Annotated in this window: 14 protein-coding genes; 7 read left to right on the forward strand and 7 right to left on the reverse strand. The window is 69.9% G+C overall.

The genetic code is table 11. The features are described from left to right. Positions 1-30: 30 nt before the first annotated feature. Entirely contained in the window at positions 31-2,544 is a 2,514-nt protein-coding gene (locus ASE87_RS04740) for a DNA topoisomerase (ATP-hydrolyzing) subunit A (protein ID WP_056226334.1), read from the reverse strand. 61 nt (positions 2,545-2,605) lie between these two features. Here ASE87_RS04740 and ASE87_RS04745 point away from each other — a divergent pair, with 61 nt between their 5' ends. Next, entirely contained in the window at positions 2,606-3,736 is a 1,131-nt protein-coding gene (locus ASE87_RS04745; protein ID WP_056226883.1) for an alkaline phosphatase family protein, read from the forward strand. A gap of 24 nt (positions 3,737-3,760) precedes the next feature. Here the strand turns inward: ASE87_RS04745 and sepH are convergent, their stop codons facing one another. Further along, positions 3,761-4,915, reverse strand: coding sequence for a septation protein SepH (gene sepH, locus ASE87_RS04750; protein WP_056226337.1), 1,155 nt, complete (start codon positions 4,913-4,915; stop codon positions 3,761-3,763). A 198-nt stretch (positions 4,916-5,113) separates the two neighbouring features. Between sepH and ASE87_RS04755 the strand changes: the two genes are divergently transcribed. Beyond that, positions 5,114-5,407: a DUF4193 domain-containing protein gene (locus tag ASE87_RS04755; protein ID WP_043592858.1), complete on the forward strand. Its 294-nt coding sequence runs from the start codon at positions 5,114-5,116 to the stop codon at positions 5,405-5,407. Here ASE87_RS04755 and ASE87_RS04760 read toward each other — a convergent pair. Beyond that, entirely contained in the window at positions 5,382-5,837 is a 456-nt protein-coding gene (locus ASE87_RS04760) for a DUF3093 domain-containing protein (protein WP_056226340.1), read from the reverse strand. The two genes, ASE87_RS04755 and ASE87_RS04760, sit on opposite strands and share 26 nt — an antisense overlap. Before the next feature lie 39 nt (positions 5,838-5,876). Here ASE87_RS04760 and dut point away from each other — a divergent pair, with 39 nt between their 5' ends. The 5 genes from dut (at position 5,877) to dxs (ending at position 12,861) form a co-directional block, all read left to right on the forward strand. Then, positions 5,877-6,338, forward strand: a complete 462-nt coding sequence (gene dut, locus ASE87_RS04765) for a dUTP diphosphatase (RefSeq protein WP_171007197.1) — start codon at positions 5,877-5,879, stop codon at positions 6,336-6,338. Positions 6,339-6,415: 77 nt separating this feature from the next. Next, positions 6,416-7,054: a DUF3710 domain-containing protein gene (locus ASE87_RS04770; protein ID WP_043592861.1), complete on the forward strand. Its 639-nt coding sequence runs from the start codon at positions 6,416-6,418 to the stop codon at positions 7,052-7,054. A 6-nt stretch (positions 7,055-7,060) separates the two neighbouring features. Further along, positions 7,061-7,819, forward strand: a complete 759-nt coding sequence (locus ASE87_RS04775) for a DUF3159 domain-containing protein (protein WP_043592686.1) — start codon at positions 7,061-7,063, stop codon at positions 7,817-7,819. 151 nt (positions 7,820-7,970) lie between these two features. Next, on the forward strand, positions 7,971-10,787 hold the full coding sequence (gene acnA / locus ASE87_RS04780) for an aconitate hydratase AcnA (RefSeq protein WP_056226343.1): 2,817 nt from the start codon (positions 7,971-7,973) through the stop codon (positions 10,785-10,787). 127 nt (positions 10,788-10,914) lie between these two features. Then, positions 10,915-12,861: a 1-deoxy-D-xylulose-5-phosphate synthase gene (dxs, locus tag ASE87_RS04785; RefSeq protein WP_056226346.1), complete on the forward strand. Its 1,947-nt coding sequence runs from the start codon at positions 10,915-10,917 to the stop codon at positions 12,859-12,861. Positions 12,862-12,959: 98 nt separating this feature from the next. Here dxs and ASE87_RS04790 read toward each other — a convergent pair whose 3' ends face one another. From ASE87_RS04790 to ASE87_RS04805, 4 genes are all read right to left on the reverse strand, one after another. Next, complete coding sequence (locus ASE87_RS04790; RefSeq protein ID WP_056226349.1) at positions 12,960-15,083, reverse strand: 3-hydroxyacyl-CoA dehydrogenase NAD-binding domain-containing protein; 2,124 nt, start codon at positions 15,081-15,083, stop codon at positions 12,960-12,962. Continuing rightward, entirely contained in the window at positions 15,080-16,285 is a 1,206-nt protein-coding gene (locus tag ASE87_RS04795; protein WP_056226352.1) for a thiolase family protein, read from the reverse strand. Before ASE87_RS04795 ends, ASE87_RS04790 begins: the two co-directional genes overlap by 4 nt. A gap of 73 nt (positions 16,286-16,358) precedes the next feature. Beyond that, on the reverse strand, positions 16,359-17,678 hold the full coding sequence (locus ASE87_RS04800; RefSeq protein WP_082452292.1) for an HRDC domain-containing protein: 1,320 nt from the start codon (positions 17,676-17,678) through the stop codon (positions 16,359-16,361). Positions 17,679-17,721: 43 nt separating this feature from the next. Then, complete coding sequence (locus ASE87_RS04805; protein WP_055972617.1) at positions 17,722-18,318, reverse strand: DUF3000 domain-containing protein; 597 nt, start codon at positions 18,316-18,318, stop codon at positions 17,722-17,724. Between the last annotated feature and the right edge of the window lie 7 nt (positions 18,319-18,325).

Genomic DNA, 18,325 nt, shown 5'->3' on the forward strand with positions numbered 1-18,325 from the left:
CGGTGCCGTCCCGGTCGGTCGTCCGAGGCGTCACTCGCCGGGTTCGGCGCCTGCCTCGAGGCCCGTGGCCGAGTCGGTGATGTGGGCCACCGAGGCCCCGACGGACCCGACGGGTGCGTCGAGGGGCATGCCGGAGCCGTCCCGGCGTGACAGCTCGGTCGGCAGGCTCCGGACGGAGCCGTCCGGGCCGACCGCCTGCGCGGGGGCCGGTCCGACCCAAGCCAGCGACAGGGCGTCTTCGCCCTTGAGCAGCGAGTGGGACCGGACGCCGCCGGTGGCGCGCCCCTTGCCCGGGTACTCGTCGAAAGCACTGAGCTTCGCACGTCCGGGGTCGGTGCCGGCGATCGTCGAGCTGCTCGACGACACCGTCGCGACGACGGCTTCGTGACCTGCGGGCACGGCGCCGAAGAAGATGACGCTCGCGTCGTCCGGGAGGTTGATGCCGGCCACCCCGCCGCCGGCGGGCCCCTGCGGTCGTACCGCCGAGGCGGTGAACCGGAGCAACTGCGTGGCGGAGGTGACAAAAACGAGCTCGTCCTCGTCGACCCCCTGGGCGACTCCGACCACCTGATCGCCCTTCTTCAGGGTGATGACCGGGAAGTCGGGTCGGGCGGGGTACTGGCCGGTCGCGACCCGTTTGACGACACCCCTGGCCGTGCCCAGCGCGATGCTCCGGTCCGCGGTGAGCGAGACGAGCCCGAGCACCCGTTCTTTCTTGTCGACCAAGCCGATGTAGTCCCTGATGGGCACCCCCGCACCGAGTTGGACCGACGTGGGTGGCACCGACGGGAGGTCGACGGGGGTGAGACGGATCAGACGCCCGAGGTTCGTCACGGCACCGATCTCGGTCCGCGTGGTCGTGTCGATCGACGACAGGACGGCATCGTGCTTGGTGCGGCGGGTCGGGGGAGTGGGGGCCGCGGAGTCGGGGTCGAGGTGGTCCACGCGCAGGACGCGACCCGTCGTCGAGAGGAACACCCGGGTCGGGGTGTCGGCGATCTCGAGGACGGGGGTGGACCTGCTGCCGCGACCCGTCGTGGCGACGCTCGGCTTGGCCTCGGTGAGGAGGGTCCGCCGCGGCGTGCCGAACTGCTCCGCGATCTCGCCGAGCTCGCTCGAGACGAGGGCACGGAGGCGGGCCGCGTCGGCCAACAGGTCCTTGAGGTCGGCGATGGCCGCGAGCAGCTCGTCACGTTCGGCCTCGAGTTCGATGCGACTGAACCTGGTCAGCCGGCGCAACTGCAGGTCGAGGATGTACTCGGCCTGGATCTCGCTGAGGTCGAACACCTCGCGCAGCCGAGCGCGGGCAGCGGCCGTGTCGTCGCTGGTCCGGATCACCTGGATGACCTCGTCGATGTCGACGATGGCGACGAGCAGGCCCTCGACGAGGTGGAGTCGGTCCTCTTTCTTTGCCAACCGGTAGCGGCTGCGACGCGTGACGACCGACAGGCGGTGGGCGACGTAGACCTCGAGCATCTCCTTCAGCCCGAGCGTGCGCGGCTGCCCCTCGACCAGGGCGACGTTGTTGATGCTGAAGCCGTCCTCGAGCGGCGTGTACCGGTAGAGCTGCTCGAGGACGGCTTCGGGGCTGAACCCCGTCTTGATCCCGATCACGAGACGGAGACCGTGCTTGTGGTCGGTGAGGTCGGTGACGTCCGTGATGCCGGTCAGCTTCTTCGCCTGCACCCCGTCCTTGATCTTCTCGATCACCTTCTCGGGCCCCACCAGGTACGGCAGCTCGGTCACCACGAGCCCGTTCTTCCGCGCCGTGATGCTCTCGACGCCGACCCGCGCCCGCGTCTTGAAGCTGCCCCGACCCGTCGCGTAGGCGTCGCGGACCCCCGCGAGCCCGGCGATCGTGCCGCCGGTGGGCAGGTCGGGCCCGGGCACGAACGCCATGAGGTCGTCGAGGCTCGCGTCGGGGTGGTCGATGAGGTGTCTCGCGGCGCCGACGACCTCGACGAGGTTGTGTGGCGCCATGTTCGTCGCCATGCCCACCGCGATGCCGCTCGCACCGTTCACCAACAGGTTGGGGAAGGCCGCGGGAAGCACCTCGGGCTGCATCAGCTGGTTGTCGTAGTTGGGGACGAAGTCGACGACGTCCTCGCCGAGTCCCTGAGTCATGGCCAGGGACGCCTCGGCGAGACGGGCCTCGGTGTACCGCGGTGCAGCGGGCCCGTCGTCCAGGGAGCCGAAGTTGCCGTGCCCGTCGATCAGCGGCACGCGCATGGTGAACGGCTGCGCCTGACGCACCATGGCGTCGTAGATCGCGGTGTCGCCGTGCGGGTGGAGCTTGCCCATGACCTCGCCGACGACGCGCGCGCTCTTCACGTGACCGCGGTCGGGCCGCAGGCCCATCTCGGACATCTGGTAGAGGATGCGCCGCTGGACCGGCTTGAGGCCGTCCCGGGCGTCGGGGAGCGCCCGCGAGTAGATGACCGAGTACGCGTACTCGAGGAACGACCCCTGCATCTCGAGCGAGACGTCGATGTCCTCGATGCGTTCGCCGTGGTCGGGGCTGCTCGTGTTCTCGGTGGTGGTCATGCACTTCTCACGGATCGGGGTGGACGGGGCACCCGATCGTCGCTGTGCCAGACTGGGGCCGGTGTCCTCCATCGTACCGGCGCGCCCCCAGGGGGCCGTGAGCCTGGCCGACGTGGTGCCCTCGTGTCTCGCGTCCCTCCGCGGTGAGGCCAACGCGCTCCACCTCCCTGCCGCACGGGCCGCCGTCGTCGTCCTGGTGGACGGTCTCGGCCAGGCGGCTCTCGGAGCCCGTCGAGGCCACGCCAGGACGTTGTCGAGCGTGAAGGGCAGCCTGTGGTCCGGGTGGCCCACCACCACCGCGGCGGCGCTCACCACGTTGACGACCGGGGCTCTTCCCGGCGAGCACGGCCTCGTCGGCTACTCGGCCCTCGACCCCGAGAACGATCGTGTGGTCAAGCAGCTCTCGGGCTGGGACGACCGCATGCGACCCGACGAGTGGCAGCGCCGTCCCACGCTGTTCGAGACGGCTCCCGACGTGGAGTCCCATGCCGTGGGCCCCAAGCGCTACCGATCGTCCGGCCTGACCGAGGCCATCCTGCGAGGAGCCACCTACGACGTGGCGGAGAGTGTGGGAGACCGCTTCGCGACCGCGGCGAGACTGGTCGAATCGACCCGCGCCTCCTTGGTGTACCTCTACGTCCCCGAACTCGACATGATCGCCCACCGCGCCGGATGGGAGTCCGACGAGTGGATCGACGCCCTCGAGGGCGTCGACGCCGAGGTGCGGGGGCTCGAATCCACGGTCGCACCCGACGTCGGCGTGATCGTGACGGCCGACCACGGGATCGTCGACGTCGCCGAACGGCGACGCATCGTGTTCGGGGGGACGCCGGCCCTGGTCGACGGGGTGAGGCACGTGGCGGGGGAGCCTCGCTGCCTGCAGCTGCACCTCGAACCCGACGCGGACGAGTCCCGACGGAGTGCGTTGCTCGACGCCTGGCGGGCGGCGGAAGGGGACCGGGCCTGGGTGCTGACCCGAGCCGAGGCGGTCGAAGCCGGTTGGTTCGGGGCCGTCGACCCCGCCGTGCTGCCGCGCATCGGCGACCTCATCGTGGCTGCCCGTCGGGGGGTCGCCTACTACGACGGCCGAGATCGCGGCGGTGAGCCCGGCACGATGGTGGGCCACCACGGGTCGTGGTCCGACGACGAGACCGTGGTTCCCCTGCGCACGTTCGGTGCCTACCGGCGGTGACGGTCGCCGACCCGGGCAGAGGGGTCAGGCGGGATCGTCGTCCGAGCGGGCGCCGAACACGATCTCGTCCCAGCTCGGCATCGAGGTGCGCCCACGCGACTTCTTCGCCGGCTGAGCAGCGCTGGGCATCTCGCGACGGCCCGCTCGTCCGCGGCTTCCTCGGATGCCCGTGGGCTGGACCGGCGCGTCGGCCGTCCGTGCGTCGCCGTGATCCGACGGGTGGGGCAGCACGGGGGTGGGCTTGGTGGCCCCCTCGGGCAGGTCGAAGTCGTCCAGGGGGACGTCGATCACGCGGATCGTCCCGGTGACCGGGTGGTCGGAACGCCCGTCGTCGTCCGAGAAGCGGGCGGCCTCGCGTTCTCCGCGACGCCGGCGCAGGGCCTCGAGCAGGTCGGCGGTCTGGTCGTGACCGCTCGCGTCGTCCGGCGCCCGGTTGGCGGCGGCGAAGGAGGCGGTGCCCCGGACGCCGGGACGCAACCGATCGGTCGCGGTCTCGGCCGGCAGTTCGACGTCGTCCACCTGGTCGACCAGGAACGCCCCGCTGTCGAAACGACCCGAGGTGTCGTCGTGGCGTGGCTCGCGGGCCACGACCCGGAGGCGCGGCACGAGCGGCCCGGCCTCCTCGCCGTGCTGGGAGAGTCGGTGGGCGTCGCCGCCGAGGGGAGCCAGGACCGACTTCTTCGGGTCGAAGCGCCACGTCGCGTCGCGCTCGACCTCATGTGTCACGAAGGCCAGGTGGACCACCCAGCCGTGCTCGGCGTCCTTGTAGGCGCTCCACTCGCGTTGCGAGGTCTCGGCGCCGTCGAGTCGCTCGTCGATGACGGCCCCGAAGGTCGTCGCGTGCACGCCGGAGGCCGCGTCGTCCGCGACGGACACCGTGACGGCCCGTGCGCTCTCGAGGACGAAGGCGCGCTCGGCCAGGACCGGTCCCTCGAAGCGGTGCACGTAGTCGAGGTCGGCGCCGGTCAGGTCGGCGACCTGCTGCGGAGTCTTGCCCGCCCGGACCAGGGCCTGGATCTCGCGTGGCGGAGCCTTCCGCTCGACCGGAGCGTCTCCCGGGTTGGCCGCCCGGAGCTGGGAGTGGAGGGTGTGGGTGACGGGAAGGCGGTACTCGCCACCGGCGTCGGTGGAGACGAGCAGAGCTCCGCTCTGGACGCCGATGACCCTGAGATCCTGCATTTTCCACGCCTTTCACCGTCGTGATACGGAGGCAAGAGTCGCACGTCGGCACCCGTTCTCGCGGGAATACGACGGGCGTGCCGTCAGTTCTTCCGAGGCGGCTGAAAGGCCGTGGGAACGGGTTTGCTATTCGACAACGAGTGATGCAAACTGCACCCGCCGAATCGGGCACACGAACGACCGAAGAACTGGATGGGCATGGCCACCGACTACGACGCACCTCGCAAGAACGACGACGACGGCTCGGAGTCGATCGAGGGGCTCAAAGAGAGGGTCCCCGACAAGATGACCGGCGTCGTCGACGACGACGCCGACAACCCGGGCTCGTTCGAGCTCGCCGGACAGGACCTCTCGGACCTCGACCTCGACGTCGTCGTCCTCCCCCCGCAGGTCGACGAGTTCACCTGTGTCGAGTGCTTCCTGGTGAAGCACCGCTCGCAGCTCGACCACGAGACGAAGCTGGGCGCTATCTGCCGGGAGTGCGCAGCCTGAGCTCCTCCAACCGCCGGACGACCTCGTCGGGACGACGGGTCGACACCAACCAATAGGGTGCCGGGTCGTCGAGGTCTGTCAACGAGATCTTGACCACCGGTCGCACCCACCCCCTGAAGAGGGTCCAGGCTCGCGCGTCGAGCCGGGGCCCTCTTTCTCGTGTCGCGTCGGCGCCGGTGAATCCCTCGGCCTCGCCGATCTCGTGCGCGTACAGCCGGGCGCGACCCGCGGTGAAGCCCTCGTCGTCGATCGTCAGCACGGGCGAGGTCAGGACGAGCAGGACGATGGTCGCTGCGTAGAACACGACGGCCATCACCACGCCCACGGTCGAGTTGATCGGCAGGAAGACCAGCAGGGTGGCCGGGACGAGCAACGCGCAGGCGAGGAAGACGGAGAGCGGCGGGAGCAGGCGCTCACGGTAGGGGTTCATGACATCCATTCGACCAGACTTCTGCACTACCCTCGACACGTGACCCAGACCCTCGACGTCCTCATCGCCGCCGAGGCGGACTCCATGCCCGTCTACTCCCACCCGGGCGACGCAGGGGCCGACCTGGTCTCGACGCACGACCTCGTGCTGCGGCCCGGGCACCGCGCACTCGTCGGCACGGGCGTCTCCATCGCCCTGCCCGAGGGTTTCGCCGCGTTCGTCATGCCCCGCAGCGGCCTGGCCGCCAAACACGGCATCACCGTCGTGAACGCCCCGGGCACCGTCGACGCCGGCTACCGCGGCGAGATCAAGGTCTCGCTGCTGAACACCGACCTCGAGGCCGAGCACCACGTCGCCGTCGGCGACAAGATCGCCCAACTCGTCATCATGCCGGTCGTCCGCGCGACGTTCGTCCCCGTCGCGACGCTCCCCGAGAGCGTGCGCGGGGTCGACGGGCACGGCTCCACCGGATACGCACACAACCCAGGAGGCACTGCGTGAGGAAGTCCAAACGCCGCGAGCAAGAACTGGCCGCCGTCGAGATCGACGTCGAGTCGGCGGACGTCGACGACGTCGAGATCGACATCGAGTCCCTCGACGACACCGAGGTCGAGGTGTTCGACGACTCCAAGTCGGCGCCCGAGGATCGCGCCGACGTCGGCCCCCTGGACGAGACCGAGGCGAACCCCGTCCGTCCGTACGTCGACCTCGGTGGCGTGAAGATCCTGCCCCGAGAGGGGCTCCACCTCCGACTCGAGGTCGAAGAGGGAAGCAAGCGGGTCGTCGCCGTCGGCCTCGACTTCGCCAAGTCGACGCTGCAGGTCCAGCCGTTCGCGGCTCCGCGCACGACGGGTCTCTGGAACGAGATCCGGGGTCAGATCAGCGAGCAGATCGAGAAGCAAGGGGGCACGACGGCCGAGGTCGAGGGGCCGTTCGGCCCCGAGGTCCGTGCCGAGATCCCCGTCATGGGTGGCGACCCCGGCACGACCAGGCGAGCCCGCTTCATCGGCGTCGACGGTCCTCGCTGGTTCCTTCGCGGCGTCATCGCGGGCGACGCGGCCCACGAGGGCGAGGCCGCCGAGAAGATCGAAGAGCTCTTCCGCAGCATCGTCGTGGTCCGCGGAACGACCCCGATGCCTCCGCGCGAGCTGATCCCGCTGGCCATGCCGAAGGCCGGCCCGACCGACGCCCCGGGCACCACGCCCTCGGTCGTCTGACCCGACGTGTCCGCGTCCGACGAGCGGCCCGACCCGGCTGATCCGTCGCCGCTCGACGACCCCCGGGTGTCGCTCGCGGCCCAGTTGCAGGCTGCAGCCCGGCGGGCCGGCATCGGCCAGGTCGCACCCGGCGAGGTGCCCACGGCGTCCGCGCTGCTGACGGCCATCGGCGGGGTGCGAGGGCTCGTCGAGTCCATCGTCCCGGGCCTCGGTTTCGTGATCGTCTACACGATCACCCGCGACGTCGTGCCGTCGGTGCTGATCCCGCTGGCCCTTGCCGTGGGGTTCGTCGTCGCCCGGGCGGTCCAGCGAGGTCCGGTCGCCCAGGCACTCGCGGGCGTCTTCGGCATCGCCCTCTCCGCGGGGATCGCTCTGCTCTCCGGCCGGGCCGAGAACAACTTCGTCCCGGGGCTGCTGATCAACGCCGCCTCGCTCGCCGCCATGCTGGTCAGCATCGCCGTGCGCTGGCCGCTGATCGGCATCGTGGTGGGACTCCTCACGAACGACGGCACGGGATGGCGGGCCGATCGGGCGAAGCGGCGCGTGCTCGTCCTGGCCACGTGGCTGTGGGCCGGGCTGTTCGCCGCTCGCCTCGCCGTCCAGGTGCCCCTCTGGCTGGCCGGTGACGTGGCCCTGCTCGGCACGCTCAAACTCGTCATGGGCGTTCCCCTCTACGCCGGGCTGCTCTGGGTGACCTGGCTGCTCGTCCGGACGGTCTACCGCGGACGCGAGGCGGCGGACGACGCGCGGGGCCCCTCGGCCTGACCCGCGCCTCCTGGTGCTATGTTTTGTCTCGACATCGAGACAAATCGCTGGGATCGGCCCCGGGGACACCCCGCGGACTTAGGCTGACCTCGCTGGTGGGCGTCGCGCGCACCGGCCAAGATGAGGGCGTAGTCAGCAAGGGAGACGGCACGTGTCTGCAATCAACAGTTTCGGCTCGAAGAACACCCTCACGGTCGGGTCCACCGACTACGAGGTCTACCGCATCGACGCGGTCGAGGGTTCTTCGAAGCTTCCGTTCAGCCTCAAGGTCCTGCTCGAGAACCTGCTCCGCACCGAGGACGGTGCGAACGTCACGGGTGACCAGATCCGGGCCCTCGGGTCGTGGCAGCCCACGGCCGAGCCCGACACCGAGATCCAGTTCACGCCGGCGCGCGTGGTCATGCAGGACTTCACGGGGGTGCCCTGCATCGTCGACCTCGCCACCATGCGAGAGGCCGTCGCCGAACTGGGGGGAGACCCCACCAAGATCAACCCGCTGGCACCGGCCGAACTGGTCATCGACCACTCGGTCATCGCCGACCTCTTCGGCAGCGAGGACGCCCTCGAGCGCAACGTCGAGATCGAGTACGAACGCAACGGCGAGCGGTACCAGTTCCTCCGCTGGGGTCAGACGGCGTTCGACGACTTCAAGGTCGTTCCGCCGGGCACGGGCATCGTCCACCAGGTCAACATCGAGTACCTCGCGCGCGTCACGTACAGCCGCGAGGTCGGGGGCGTCCTGCAGGCGTATCCCGACACCCTCGTCGGCACCGACTCCCACACGACGATGGTGAACGGCCTCGGCGTGCTCGGCTGGGGCGTCGGCGGCATCGAGGCCGAGGCCGCCATGCTCGGTCAGCCCGTCTCGATGCTGATCCCCAAGGTCGTGGGCTTCAAGCTCTCCGGCTCGATCCCGACCGGCGTGACGGCCACCGATGTGGTGCTCACCATCACCCAGCAGCTGCGTCGACACGGCGTCGTGGGCAAGTTCGTCGAGTTCTACGGCGAAGGCGTGGCCGAGGTCCCGCTGGCCAACCGCGCCACCATCGGCAACATGAGCCCCGAGTTCGGCTCGACGGCGGCGATCTTCCCGATCGACGGCGTGACCCTCGACTACCTGCGTCTGACCGGACGCTCGGACGAGCAGATCGACCTCGTCGAGCAGTACGCCAAGCTGCAGGGTCTGTGGCACGATCCGTCGACCGAGCCCGTCTTCAGCGAGTACCTCGAGCTCGACCTCGCGACGGTCGTCCCGTCCATCGCCGGGCCCAAGCGCCCGCAGGACCGCATCGAGCTGACCGAGGCCAAGTCGCAGTTCGAGGTCGACCTCGAGAACTACGCCAGCACGGACCACTCGCACGTCGACGCCGCGGTCGAGGGGACGTTCCCCGCGTCCGACCCGATCGGCTTCACCGCCGAGGACGACGACGAGGCCCAACCGCACTCGATCTCGCACACGTCGCACGCCCCGGCCAAGGTGTCCAAGCCGACGTCGGTCGCCCTCGATGACGGCTCGACGTTCACCCTCGACCACGGTGCGGTCGCCATCGCAGCCATCACGTCGTGCACCAACACGTCGAACCCCTCCGTCATGCTCGCCGCGGGCCTCCTCGCTCGCAATGCCAGCAAGAAGGGCCTGAAGGCCAAGCCGTGGGTCAAGACGACCCTCGCGCCCGGTTCGAAGGTCGTCACCGACTACTACGAGAAGGCCGGCCTGACGTCCTACCTCGAGGACCTCGGCTTCTACACGGTCGGGTACGGCTGCACGACCTGTATCGGCAACTCGGGTCCGCTCCTCGACGAGATCTCGACCGCGGTGCAGGACAACGACCTGGCCGTCACGGCCGTCCTGTCCGGCAACCGCAACTTCGAGGGTCGCATCAACCCCGACGTCAAGATGAACTACCTGGCGAGCCCGCCCCTGGTCATCGCGTACGCCCTGGCCGGGTCGATGAACTTCGACTTCGAGAACGACGCCCTGGGCACCGCCGACGACGGAACCGACGTCTACCTGCGGGACATCTGGCCCGACGCGGCCGAGGTGCAGCAGACGATCGACTCCTCCATCGACACCGGCATGTTCACCCACGAGTACGCGGGGGTGTTCGACGGTGACGAGCGCTGGCGCTCCTTGCCGACGCCCACCGGTGCCACCTTCGAATGGGACTCCGAGTCGACCTACGTCCGCAAGCCCCCGTACTTCGAGGGCATGACGATCGAGACCACCCCGGTCACCGACATCCGGGGCGCCCGCGTCCTGGCCAAGCTCGGCGATTCGGTCACGACCGACCACATCAGCCCCGCCGGGTCGATCAAGGTCGACAGCCCGGCTGGCCGCTACCTCGACGAGCACGGCGTCGACCGCAAGGACTTCAACTCCTACGGTTCCCGTCGTGGCAACCACGAGGTCATGATCCGGGGCACCTTCGCGAACATCCGCCTCAAGAACCAGCTGCTGGACGGCGTCGAGGGTGGCTACACCCGCGACTTCACGCAGGCCGAGGGCCCGCGGTCGTTCATCTACGACGCCAGCGCTCGTTACCAAGAGCAGGGGACACCCCTGGTCATCCTCGGTGGCAAGGAGTACGGCTCGGGATCGTCCCGGGACTGGGCCGCGAAGGGCACGAGTCTCCTCGGGGTCAAGGCGGTCATCACCGAGAGCTTCGAGCGGATTCACCGGTCGAACCTGATCGGCATGGGCGTGGTTCCCCTGCAGTTCCCGCAGGGTGAGAGTTGGGAGTCGCTCGGACTCGACGGCACCGAGCAGATCGACATCGCCGGGATCGAAGAGCTCAACGAGGGCACGACGCCGAAGACGGTCCACGTGACCGCCACACCGACCGCTCACTCACCCGAGGGCAAGCAGCCGGTCGAGTTCGACGCCGTCGTGCGAATCGACACCCCCGGCGAGGCCGACTACTACCGCAACGGTGGCATCCTGCAGTACGTCCTGCGCAGCCTGGTCTGATCGACCGACCCCGCACCGACCAGACCCCCGGACGATCACCCGCGCCGTCCGGGGGTCGCACGGCGTTCTCGCCGGTCGCGTGCCTAGACTGGCGGGATGCCCGAGAGGGCCGAGAGGGAAGGCCAGCATGAGCCTGTTGCAGACGATCACGGGGCCTCGTGACCTCGACCGCCTGACGAACGAACAGATGGTCGAACTGGCCGCCGACATCCGTCGGTTCCTCGTGACCGAGGTGTCGAAGACCGGAGGCCACCTCGGGCCGAACCTGGGCGTCGTCGAGTTGACGTTGGCCATGCACCGGGTCTTCCACTCCCCGCACGATGCCTTCGTCTTCGACACCGGCCACCAGTCGTACGTCCACAAACTGCTCACCGGCAGGCAGGACTTCTCGGCTCTCCGCCTGCGGGGCGGTCTCGCCGGCTACCCGCAGCGGTCCGAGTCCGAACACGACATCGTCGAGAGCTCACACGCATCGAGTTCGCTGTCGTGGGCCGACGGCATCTCACGGGCGTTCCAGCTCACGGACCGCGACGACCGACACGTCGTCGCCGTCGTCGGCGACGGCGCGTTGACCGGGGGCATGACGTGGGAAGCCCTGAACAACATCAGCGACGACAACGACCGTCGACTCACGATCGTCGTGAACGACAACGGCCGGTCGTACGCCCCGACCATCGGGGGAATGGCCCGCTTCCTCAACACCGTCCGCACCCGCCAGGCCTACCGCGAGCTACACGTCGGCAGCCGGGCCGTCTTCGACCGGCTCGGACACCCGGGTCGCGCCGTCTACCGCGGTGTCCGAGGTGGACTGCACGGTTTCCTGAGCCGGTTCACCAACAACGAGGCGCTCTACTCGAACCTCGACATCAAGTACATCGGGCCGGTCGACGGTCACGACCAGGTGGCCATGGAAGAAGCTCTCCTCCAGGCGAAGAACTACGGCGCCCCCGTGATCGTGCACGCGATCACCGAGAAGGGCCGCGGGTTCGATCCCGCTCGCGCCGACGTGGCCGACCAGTTCCACGCGGTCGGGCAGATCGATCCCGAGACGGGCGAAGCCCTCGAGACGGCCACCTCGCCGTCGTGGACGTCGGTGTTCGCCGACGAGATCGTCGACATCGCCGAGCACGACCCGAAGGTCGTCGGCATCACGGCCGCGATGCTGCGTCCCGTGGGCCTGCACAAACTCGCCGAGCGGTTCCCGAAGCGCGTCTTCGACGTCGGCATCGCCGAACAGCACGCGGTGACGAGCGCAGCGGGTCTCGCGTTCGGCGGCCTCCACCCCGTGGTCGCCCTGTACGCGACCTTCGTGAACCGCGCCTTCGACCAGGTGTTGATGGATGTCGCCCTCCACCGGGCGGGCGTCACCTTCGTCCTCGACCGGGCGGGCGTCACCGGGCCGGACGGTCCGAGCCACCACGGGATGTGGGATCTCGCGTTGCTGCAGATCGTTCCGCACATCCGGTTGGCTGCGCCCCGGGATGCGACACGCCTCCGCGAAGAACTCCGGGAGGCCGTCGCGGTCGACGACGCTCCCACCGTCATCCGGTTCTCCAAGGGAGCCGTCGGCGTCGAGCACGAAGCCGTCGAACGTCTCGAGGACGGTGTCGAGGTGTTGCGTCGCGCAGGGCACGACGACGTCCTCATCGTCTGCGTCGGCCCGATGGCCGGCATCGGGCTCGACGTCGCAGAGCGCCTGGAGGCCCAGGGCATCGGCGCGACGGTCGTCGACCCGCGATGGGTCGTCCCCGTGCCGGGCAGCATCATCGACCTCGCCGCGACCCACCGACTCGTCATCACGATCGAGGACGGTGTCCGGGTCGGCGGGATCGGCACCCGTGTGCGGCAGGACCTCCGTGGCGCAGGCGTCGACACGGCCGTGACCGAACTGGGCCTGCCCGACGAGTTCCTCGAGCACGGTTCCCGGGCCGAGATCCTCGAGGAGGCCGGCCTCACGCCACAGCACATCGCTCGCGACGTCGTGGCCCAGGTGCTCGGCAGCCGCATCCCCGTCGCGAGACCCCTGGACGAGACCACCGCCGCGTCGAGGCACGGGGACGCCCGACACGACTGAGACCCGGTGAGGTGACGTACGTCACCCACCGACGTCGAACGCCCCGTCTCGTCCGAGACGGGGCGTTCGACGTCGGTGGGCTCCTCGTCGTCCGCGGGCTACTCGACGCCGCGGATGGCCGGCTCATGGAAGTCGCGATCTCGCACGCGCCGTGAGGCGCCGACGCGATCGAGGTACGGCGTGACCCCGCCCATCTGGAACGGGTACCCGGCTCCGAGGATCAGGCAGAGATCGATGTCCTCTGCGGCGGCCACCACGTGGTCGTCGAGCATGCGGCCGACCTCGTCGGCGAGTCCGTCCTCGATGCGGATGCGCAGCTCGTCGTCGGTGAGTGCCGTGCCCGGCCCGGCGGCGAGAGCGACGGCCTTCTTGTCGAACCCCTTGCGACGGCCCTTCGAGTCCCGCTCGAAGATGGTGCCGTACTCGGCCAGACGGTGCAGTCCCTCACTGGCGAAGAACCGGTCGGGGAACGCGGCGTGGTGCGTGTCGAGTACGTGCGCCCCGACGGTCAGTCCCACCAGCTCGAGCAGCTCGAACGGCGTCATCGGCAGACCGAACGGGGCGGTCGCTCGATCGACCACCTCGAACGGCGTCCCCGTCTCGACGGCGTGCATGGCCTCGCCCAGCAACTTGGCCAGGATGCGATTGACGACGAAACCAGGCGTGTCGGCCGTGATGACGGCGTTCTTCCGGAGGGCCTTCGCCGTGACCATCGCCGTGCTGAGCGTCTCGTCGTCCGTCGCCGGGGTCTTGACGACCTCGACGAGGGGCATCACCGCGACCGGATTGAAGAAGTGGAACCCGACGAGGCGCTCGGGATGCGCGAGGCGCGCCCCGATCTGCTCGACGCTCAGCGACGAGGTGTTGGTCGCCAGCACCGCGGTGTCCGAGACGACGGCTTCGACGTTCGCGAACACCTCCTGCTTGACCGACAGTTCTTCGAAGACGGCCTCGATGACCCAGTCGGCGTCGGCGAAGTCGCCGACGTCGGTCGTGCCCGTGATCAGCGCCTTGAGTCGGTTCGACTCGTCACGCGAGATGCGTCCTTTGCCCTGCAACTCGTCGATCTCGCCCCTGATGCGGGCGAGTGCCGTGTCGACGCGGGCCTGGTCGAGGTCGGTGATGACGACGGGCACGCGCAGGCGACGCACGAACAGCAAGGCGAACTGGCTCGCCATGAGGCCGGCGCCGACGATCCCCACCTTGCTGACTTTCCGGGCGAGGTCGGGCGAGGGGGCACCGGCGGGCTTCTTGGCACGCTTCTGGACGAGATCGAAGGCGTACATGCTCGCGTGGAACTGGTCGCCCGCCACGAGGTCGGCCAGTGCTTCGTCCTCCGCCGCGAAGCCGGTCGCCCGGTCGGTGTTCTTCGCGGCCTTGAGCAGGTCGAGCGCGGCGTAGGGCGACTTCGCGACGGTGCCGATCTTCGACTCGAGCGACTTGCGCGCCACCGAGATCGCGACGTCCCACTTGACCGCACGCTCGAGCTTGCCCGGGACGTTCGGTCGTTTGACGGTGACGCGGCCGGTCAGCACCCCGTCGGCCCACCGGATGCTGTCCTCGAGGAAGGACGCGGGGCCGAACATGACGTCGACGATGCCGAGTTCGAGCGCCTGGGCGGGCTTGAGCGTGCGGTTGTTCTTCAGGGGGTTCTCGATGACGACCTTGAGCGCGTTCTCGATGCCGATCAGGTTCGGAAGCAGCCAGGCGCCTCCCCAGCCGGGGATGATGCCGAGGAAGACCTCGGGCAGGGCGATGGCCGCCGCCGACGAGTCGACCGTCCGGTAGTCGGCGTGCAGACCGATCTCGACGCCGCCTCCGAGGGCGAGGCCGTTCACGAAGACGAACGTGGGCACCGCGGCGTCGTGCAGCTTGCCGAGGACGGCGTGACCGAGCCGGGCGAGCTCGCGGGCGACGTCGCGGCTGGGGATTGCGCTGACCTTGCTGAGGTCGGCGCCCGCCGCCAGGAAATACGGCTTGCCGGTGACGGCGATCGCCGCGATCTCACCCGAGGAGGCGCGGCTGCGGACGGCGTCGAGGGTCGCCCCGAACTCGTGCAGCGTCGCGGGACCCAGCGTGCTCGGCCGCGTGTGGTCGCGACCGTTGTCGAGGGTGATGAGGGCGAGCACGCCGCCGGAGGGCAACGGGACGTCGCGGACGTAGGAGTGCGTGACGACCTCGTCGGCCGACAGCTCGGTCAGTTGTTCGGTCGCCGAGCTCATGCGCGCGCCGCCTTCCGCGAGTAGTGGGGGTTCTCCCAGATGACGCTGCCGCCCTGGCCGAGGCCGATGCACATGGCCGTGAGGCCGTAGCGCACCTCGGGGTGCTGCTCGAACTGGCGGGCGAGCTGGATCATGAGCCGCACGCCCGAGGACGCGAGGGGGTGGCCGACGGCGATGGCGCCACCCCAGGGGTTCACGCGCGGGTCGTCGTCGTCGATGCCGAAGTGCTCGAGCAGGGAGAGGACCTGCACCGCGAACGCCTCGTTCAGCTCGAAGAGGCCGATGTCGTCGATCGAGAGCCCGGCCTTGCGGAGGGCCTTCTCGGTCGACGGAACGGGGCCGATGCCCATGATCTCGGGCTCGACACCGGCGAAGGCGAAGCTGACCAGGCGCATCTTGGGGGCGAGCCCCAACTCTTTCGCGGCGGCGCCGGACGCCATCAGGCTGACCGTCGCCCCGTCGTTGAGGCCGGACGAGTTGCCGGCGGTGACGCGGCCGTGCGGTCGGAAGGGGGTACGAAGACCGGCCAGCCCCTCCATCGTGGTCTCGGGACGAGGTGCCTCGTCGCGCGTGGCCAAGCCCCAGCCCTGGTCCGTCTTGATGGCCACCGGGACGAGGTCGGGTTGGATCTGGCCGGCGTCGTAGGCCGCCGCGAGCTTCTGCTGCGATCGCAGGGCGTAGCGATCGGACCGCTCTTTGGTCAGCTGGGGGAAGCGGTCGTGGATGCGCTCTGCGGTGTTGCCCATGTTCAAGGCCTCGCCGCTGACGAGCTTCTCGGCGACGAACCGGGGGTTCGGGTCGGCGGCGAACCCCATCGGGTGCCGACCCATGTGCTCGACCCCGCCGGCGAGGGCGACGTCGTACGCGCCGAAGGCGATGCCGCCGGCGACGCTCGTCACGCTCGTCATGGCGCCGGCGCACATGCGGTCGATGGCGTACCCGGGCACGGACTGGGGGAGCCCGGCGAGCAGCGCCGTCGTGCGCCCCAGGGTGAGGCCCTGGTCGCCCTGCTGCGTCGTCGCCGCGATCGCGACGTCGTCGATGCGTTCGGGCGGAAGGGACGGATTGCGTTCGAGGAGACCCTTCATCGCCTTGACGACCAGGTCGTCGGCTCGGGTCTGCCAGTACATGCCTTTGTCGCCGGCCCGACCGAACGGGGTGCGTACCCCGTCGACGAACACGACATCGTTGCTCTCGGCCACAGTGCCTCCAGTGTCAGGATCTGATGCCGATCTTAGGGACGACGTCTGGGGGCCGAGAATCGTTCGAGCAATCCTACGAAGCGCCGTCGCCCGTCGCCTCGGGCTCTTGGTGGGCGTCGACAAAGGCCTCGGCGACCGCCTCGGCGACGGCCTCGACCTGCCAGGGCCGGGCGCCCAGCTCGACCAGGGCGGTCGAGATGGTCGGTGCGTCGAAGGGGATGGGCGGATCCCAGGCGAGTCGCCGAAGGGTCTCGGGCGTGAGCAGGTTCTCGACCGGCAGGTCGAGCCCCTCGGCGATCGCGGTGACCTTGGGACGGACGGCCTTGTAGCGCGCGTCGGCGAGCGGGTTCTTGTCCGCCCAGGACCGGGGCGGGGGGAGGGTGTCGCTCGCCGGCCCCCGGTGGGAGGGCAGGTCCGTCGTCTCGCGGCCCCGTTCGATCGCCGCGAACCAGCGGTCGAGCTCGCTACGACTGGCGCGGCCGACGAACTCCTTGATGCCGGCCAGTGACCGTTTGTCGGTGGGCATGGCCTTGGTCGCGGCCACGAGGGAGGAGTCCGGGACGAGACGCCCCGGGGCCGTGTCGATCTCACGGGCGTAGTCGTCGCGGGCCTGCCAGAGCTCACGGGCCACGGCGAGCGATCGCGATCCGCGCACGCTGTGCAGCCCGGTCAGTCGACGCCACGGGTCGACCTTCGCCGGCTTGGCCTCGCGGCGCAGGGTCGCCTCGAACTCCTGACGCGCGATGTCGAGCTTGCCCGCGTCCGCGAGCACCGCCTCCATGGCGTCGCGCAGGTCGACGAGCAGCTCGACGTCGAGCGCGGCGTACACCAGCCAGCTCTGCGGCAACGGTCTCGTGGACCAGTCGGCGGCACTGTGCTCTTTGGCGAGGTGGATGCCCAGCAGCTGCTCGACGACGGCACCGAGCCCGACCTTGGGCAGACCGGCGAGGCGTGCGCCCAGTTCGGTGTCGAAGATGCGGCTCGGGTCGAGGCCTACTTCGCGCAGGCACGCCAGGTCCTGGCTGGCGGCGTGCAGCACCCACTCCTCGTCGCCGATGACGTCCTGCAGTTCGGCGAACGAGCCGATGGCGGGCGGATCGAGCAAGAACACCCCCGAGCCGCGTCGGAACACCTGGATGAGGTAGGCCCGCTGCGAGTAGCGATAACCGGAGGCGCGTTCGGCATCGATCGAGACCGGCCCGGTCCCGGCGCGGATCGCCTCGACGGCGGCCAGGTAGCCCTGCCGGTCGTCGATGACCGTGACCTCGCCGTGCAGCGAGTCGGCGGTCTCGACGTCGGGTCGGACGGTGACCCGGGGTCGCGAGCCGCGCAGCGCGGAGCCGTCGGGTGCCGACTCGTCGGGTGCTGACTCGTCTGGTGTCGCTGTGGTCATGTCTCCGCTGTTCTCTCCGGGGGCGCTGTTCTGTTCCGGTGGTTCAGTCTCGTCCGACCCGCCGCGAGGCGAGGAGCGTGACGCCCTCGACCGTCGGGGGCAGACCTGCGAGCGTGCAGATCAACTCGCTCCAGGCCTCGATGTGGGGGGCCAGGTCGGTGGTGGTGGGGCTCCAGGACGCCCGGAGTTCGAGCTGGGCCCCGTCGCCGTGGCTGGCCAGCTCACCGTAGCCGGTCGAGAGGATCTTGGTCGCGGTGCCGGAAGCCCGGTCGTACGAGGCCCCGCGGGCGTCGAGGCTGTCGACGAGCCAGGACCACGCGACGTCGGCCACGAACGGGTCGAGCGCGATCTCGGTCTCGAGGGGCGCCTGCGCGAAACCCACGACCCGGAACGGCCCGCCCCAGGCCTCGGGTTCGTCGTCGTCGTAGAGCAGCACGAAGCGGCCCGTGCCGAGATCGGGGTCGGGGCGGCCGGACGCACCGATGACGTCCCCGGCGAGGGCCAGCGCATGGGGAGCGAGGCCGTTCGGGGCGGGGATCTCGGTCACGGCGAGGGCATCCCGCGCGGCGGCACGGCGGACGGACTCGACGGCCGCGGCGAACGCGGGCGGCCGGGTCGGCGTCGGGGGGATCTCGGACACCCTGGAA

Source organism: Frigoribacterium sp. Leaf44 (genome assembly GCF_001421865.1).
Taxonomy (GTDB): Bacteria; Actinomycetota; Actinomycetes; order Actinomycetales; family Microbacteriaceae; genus Frigoribacterium.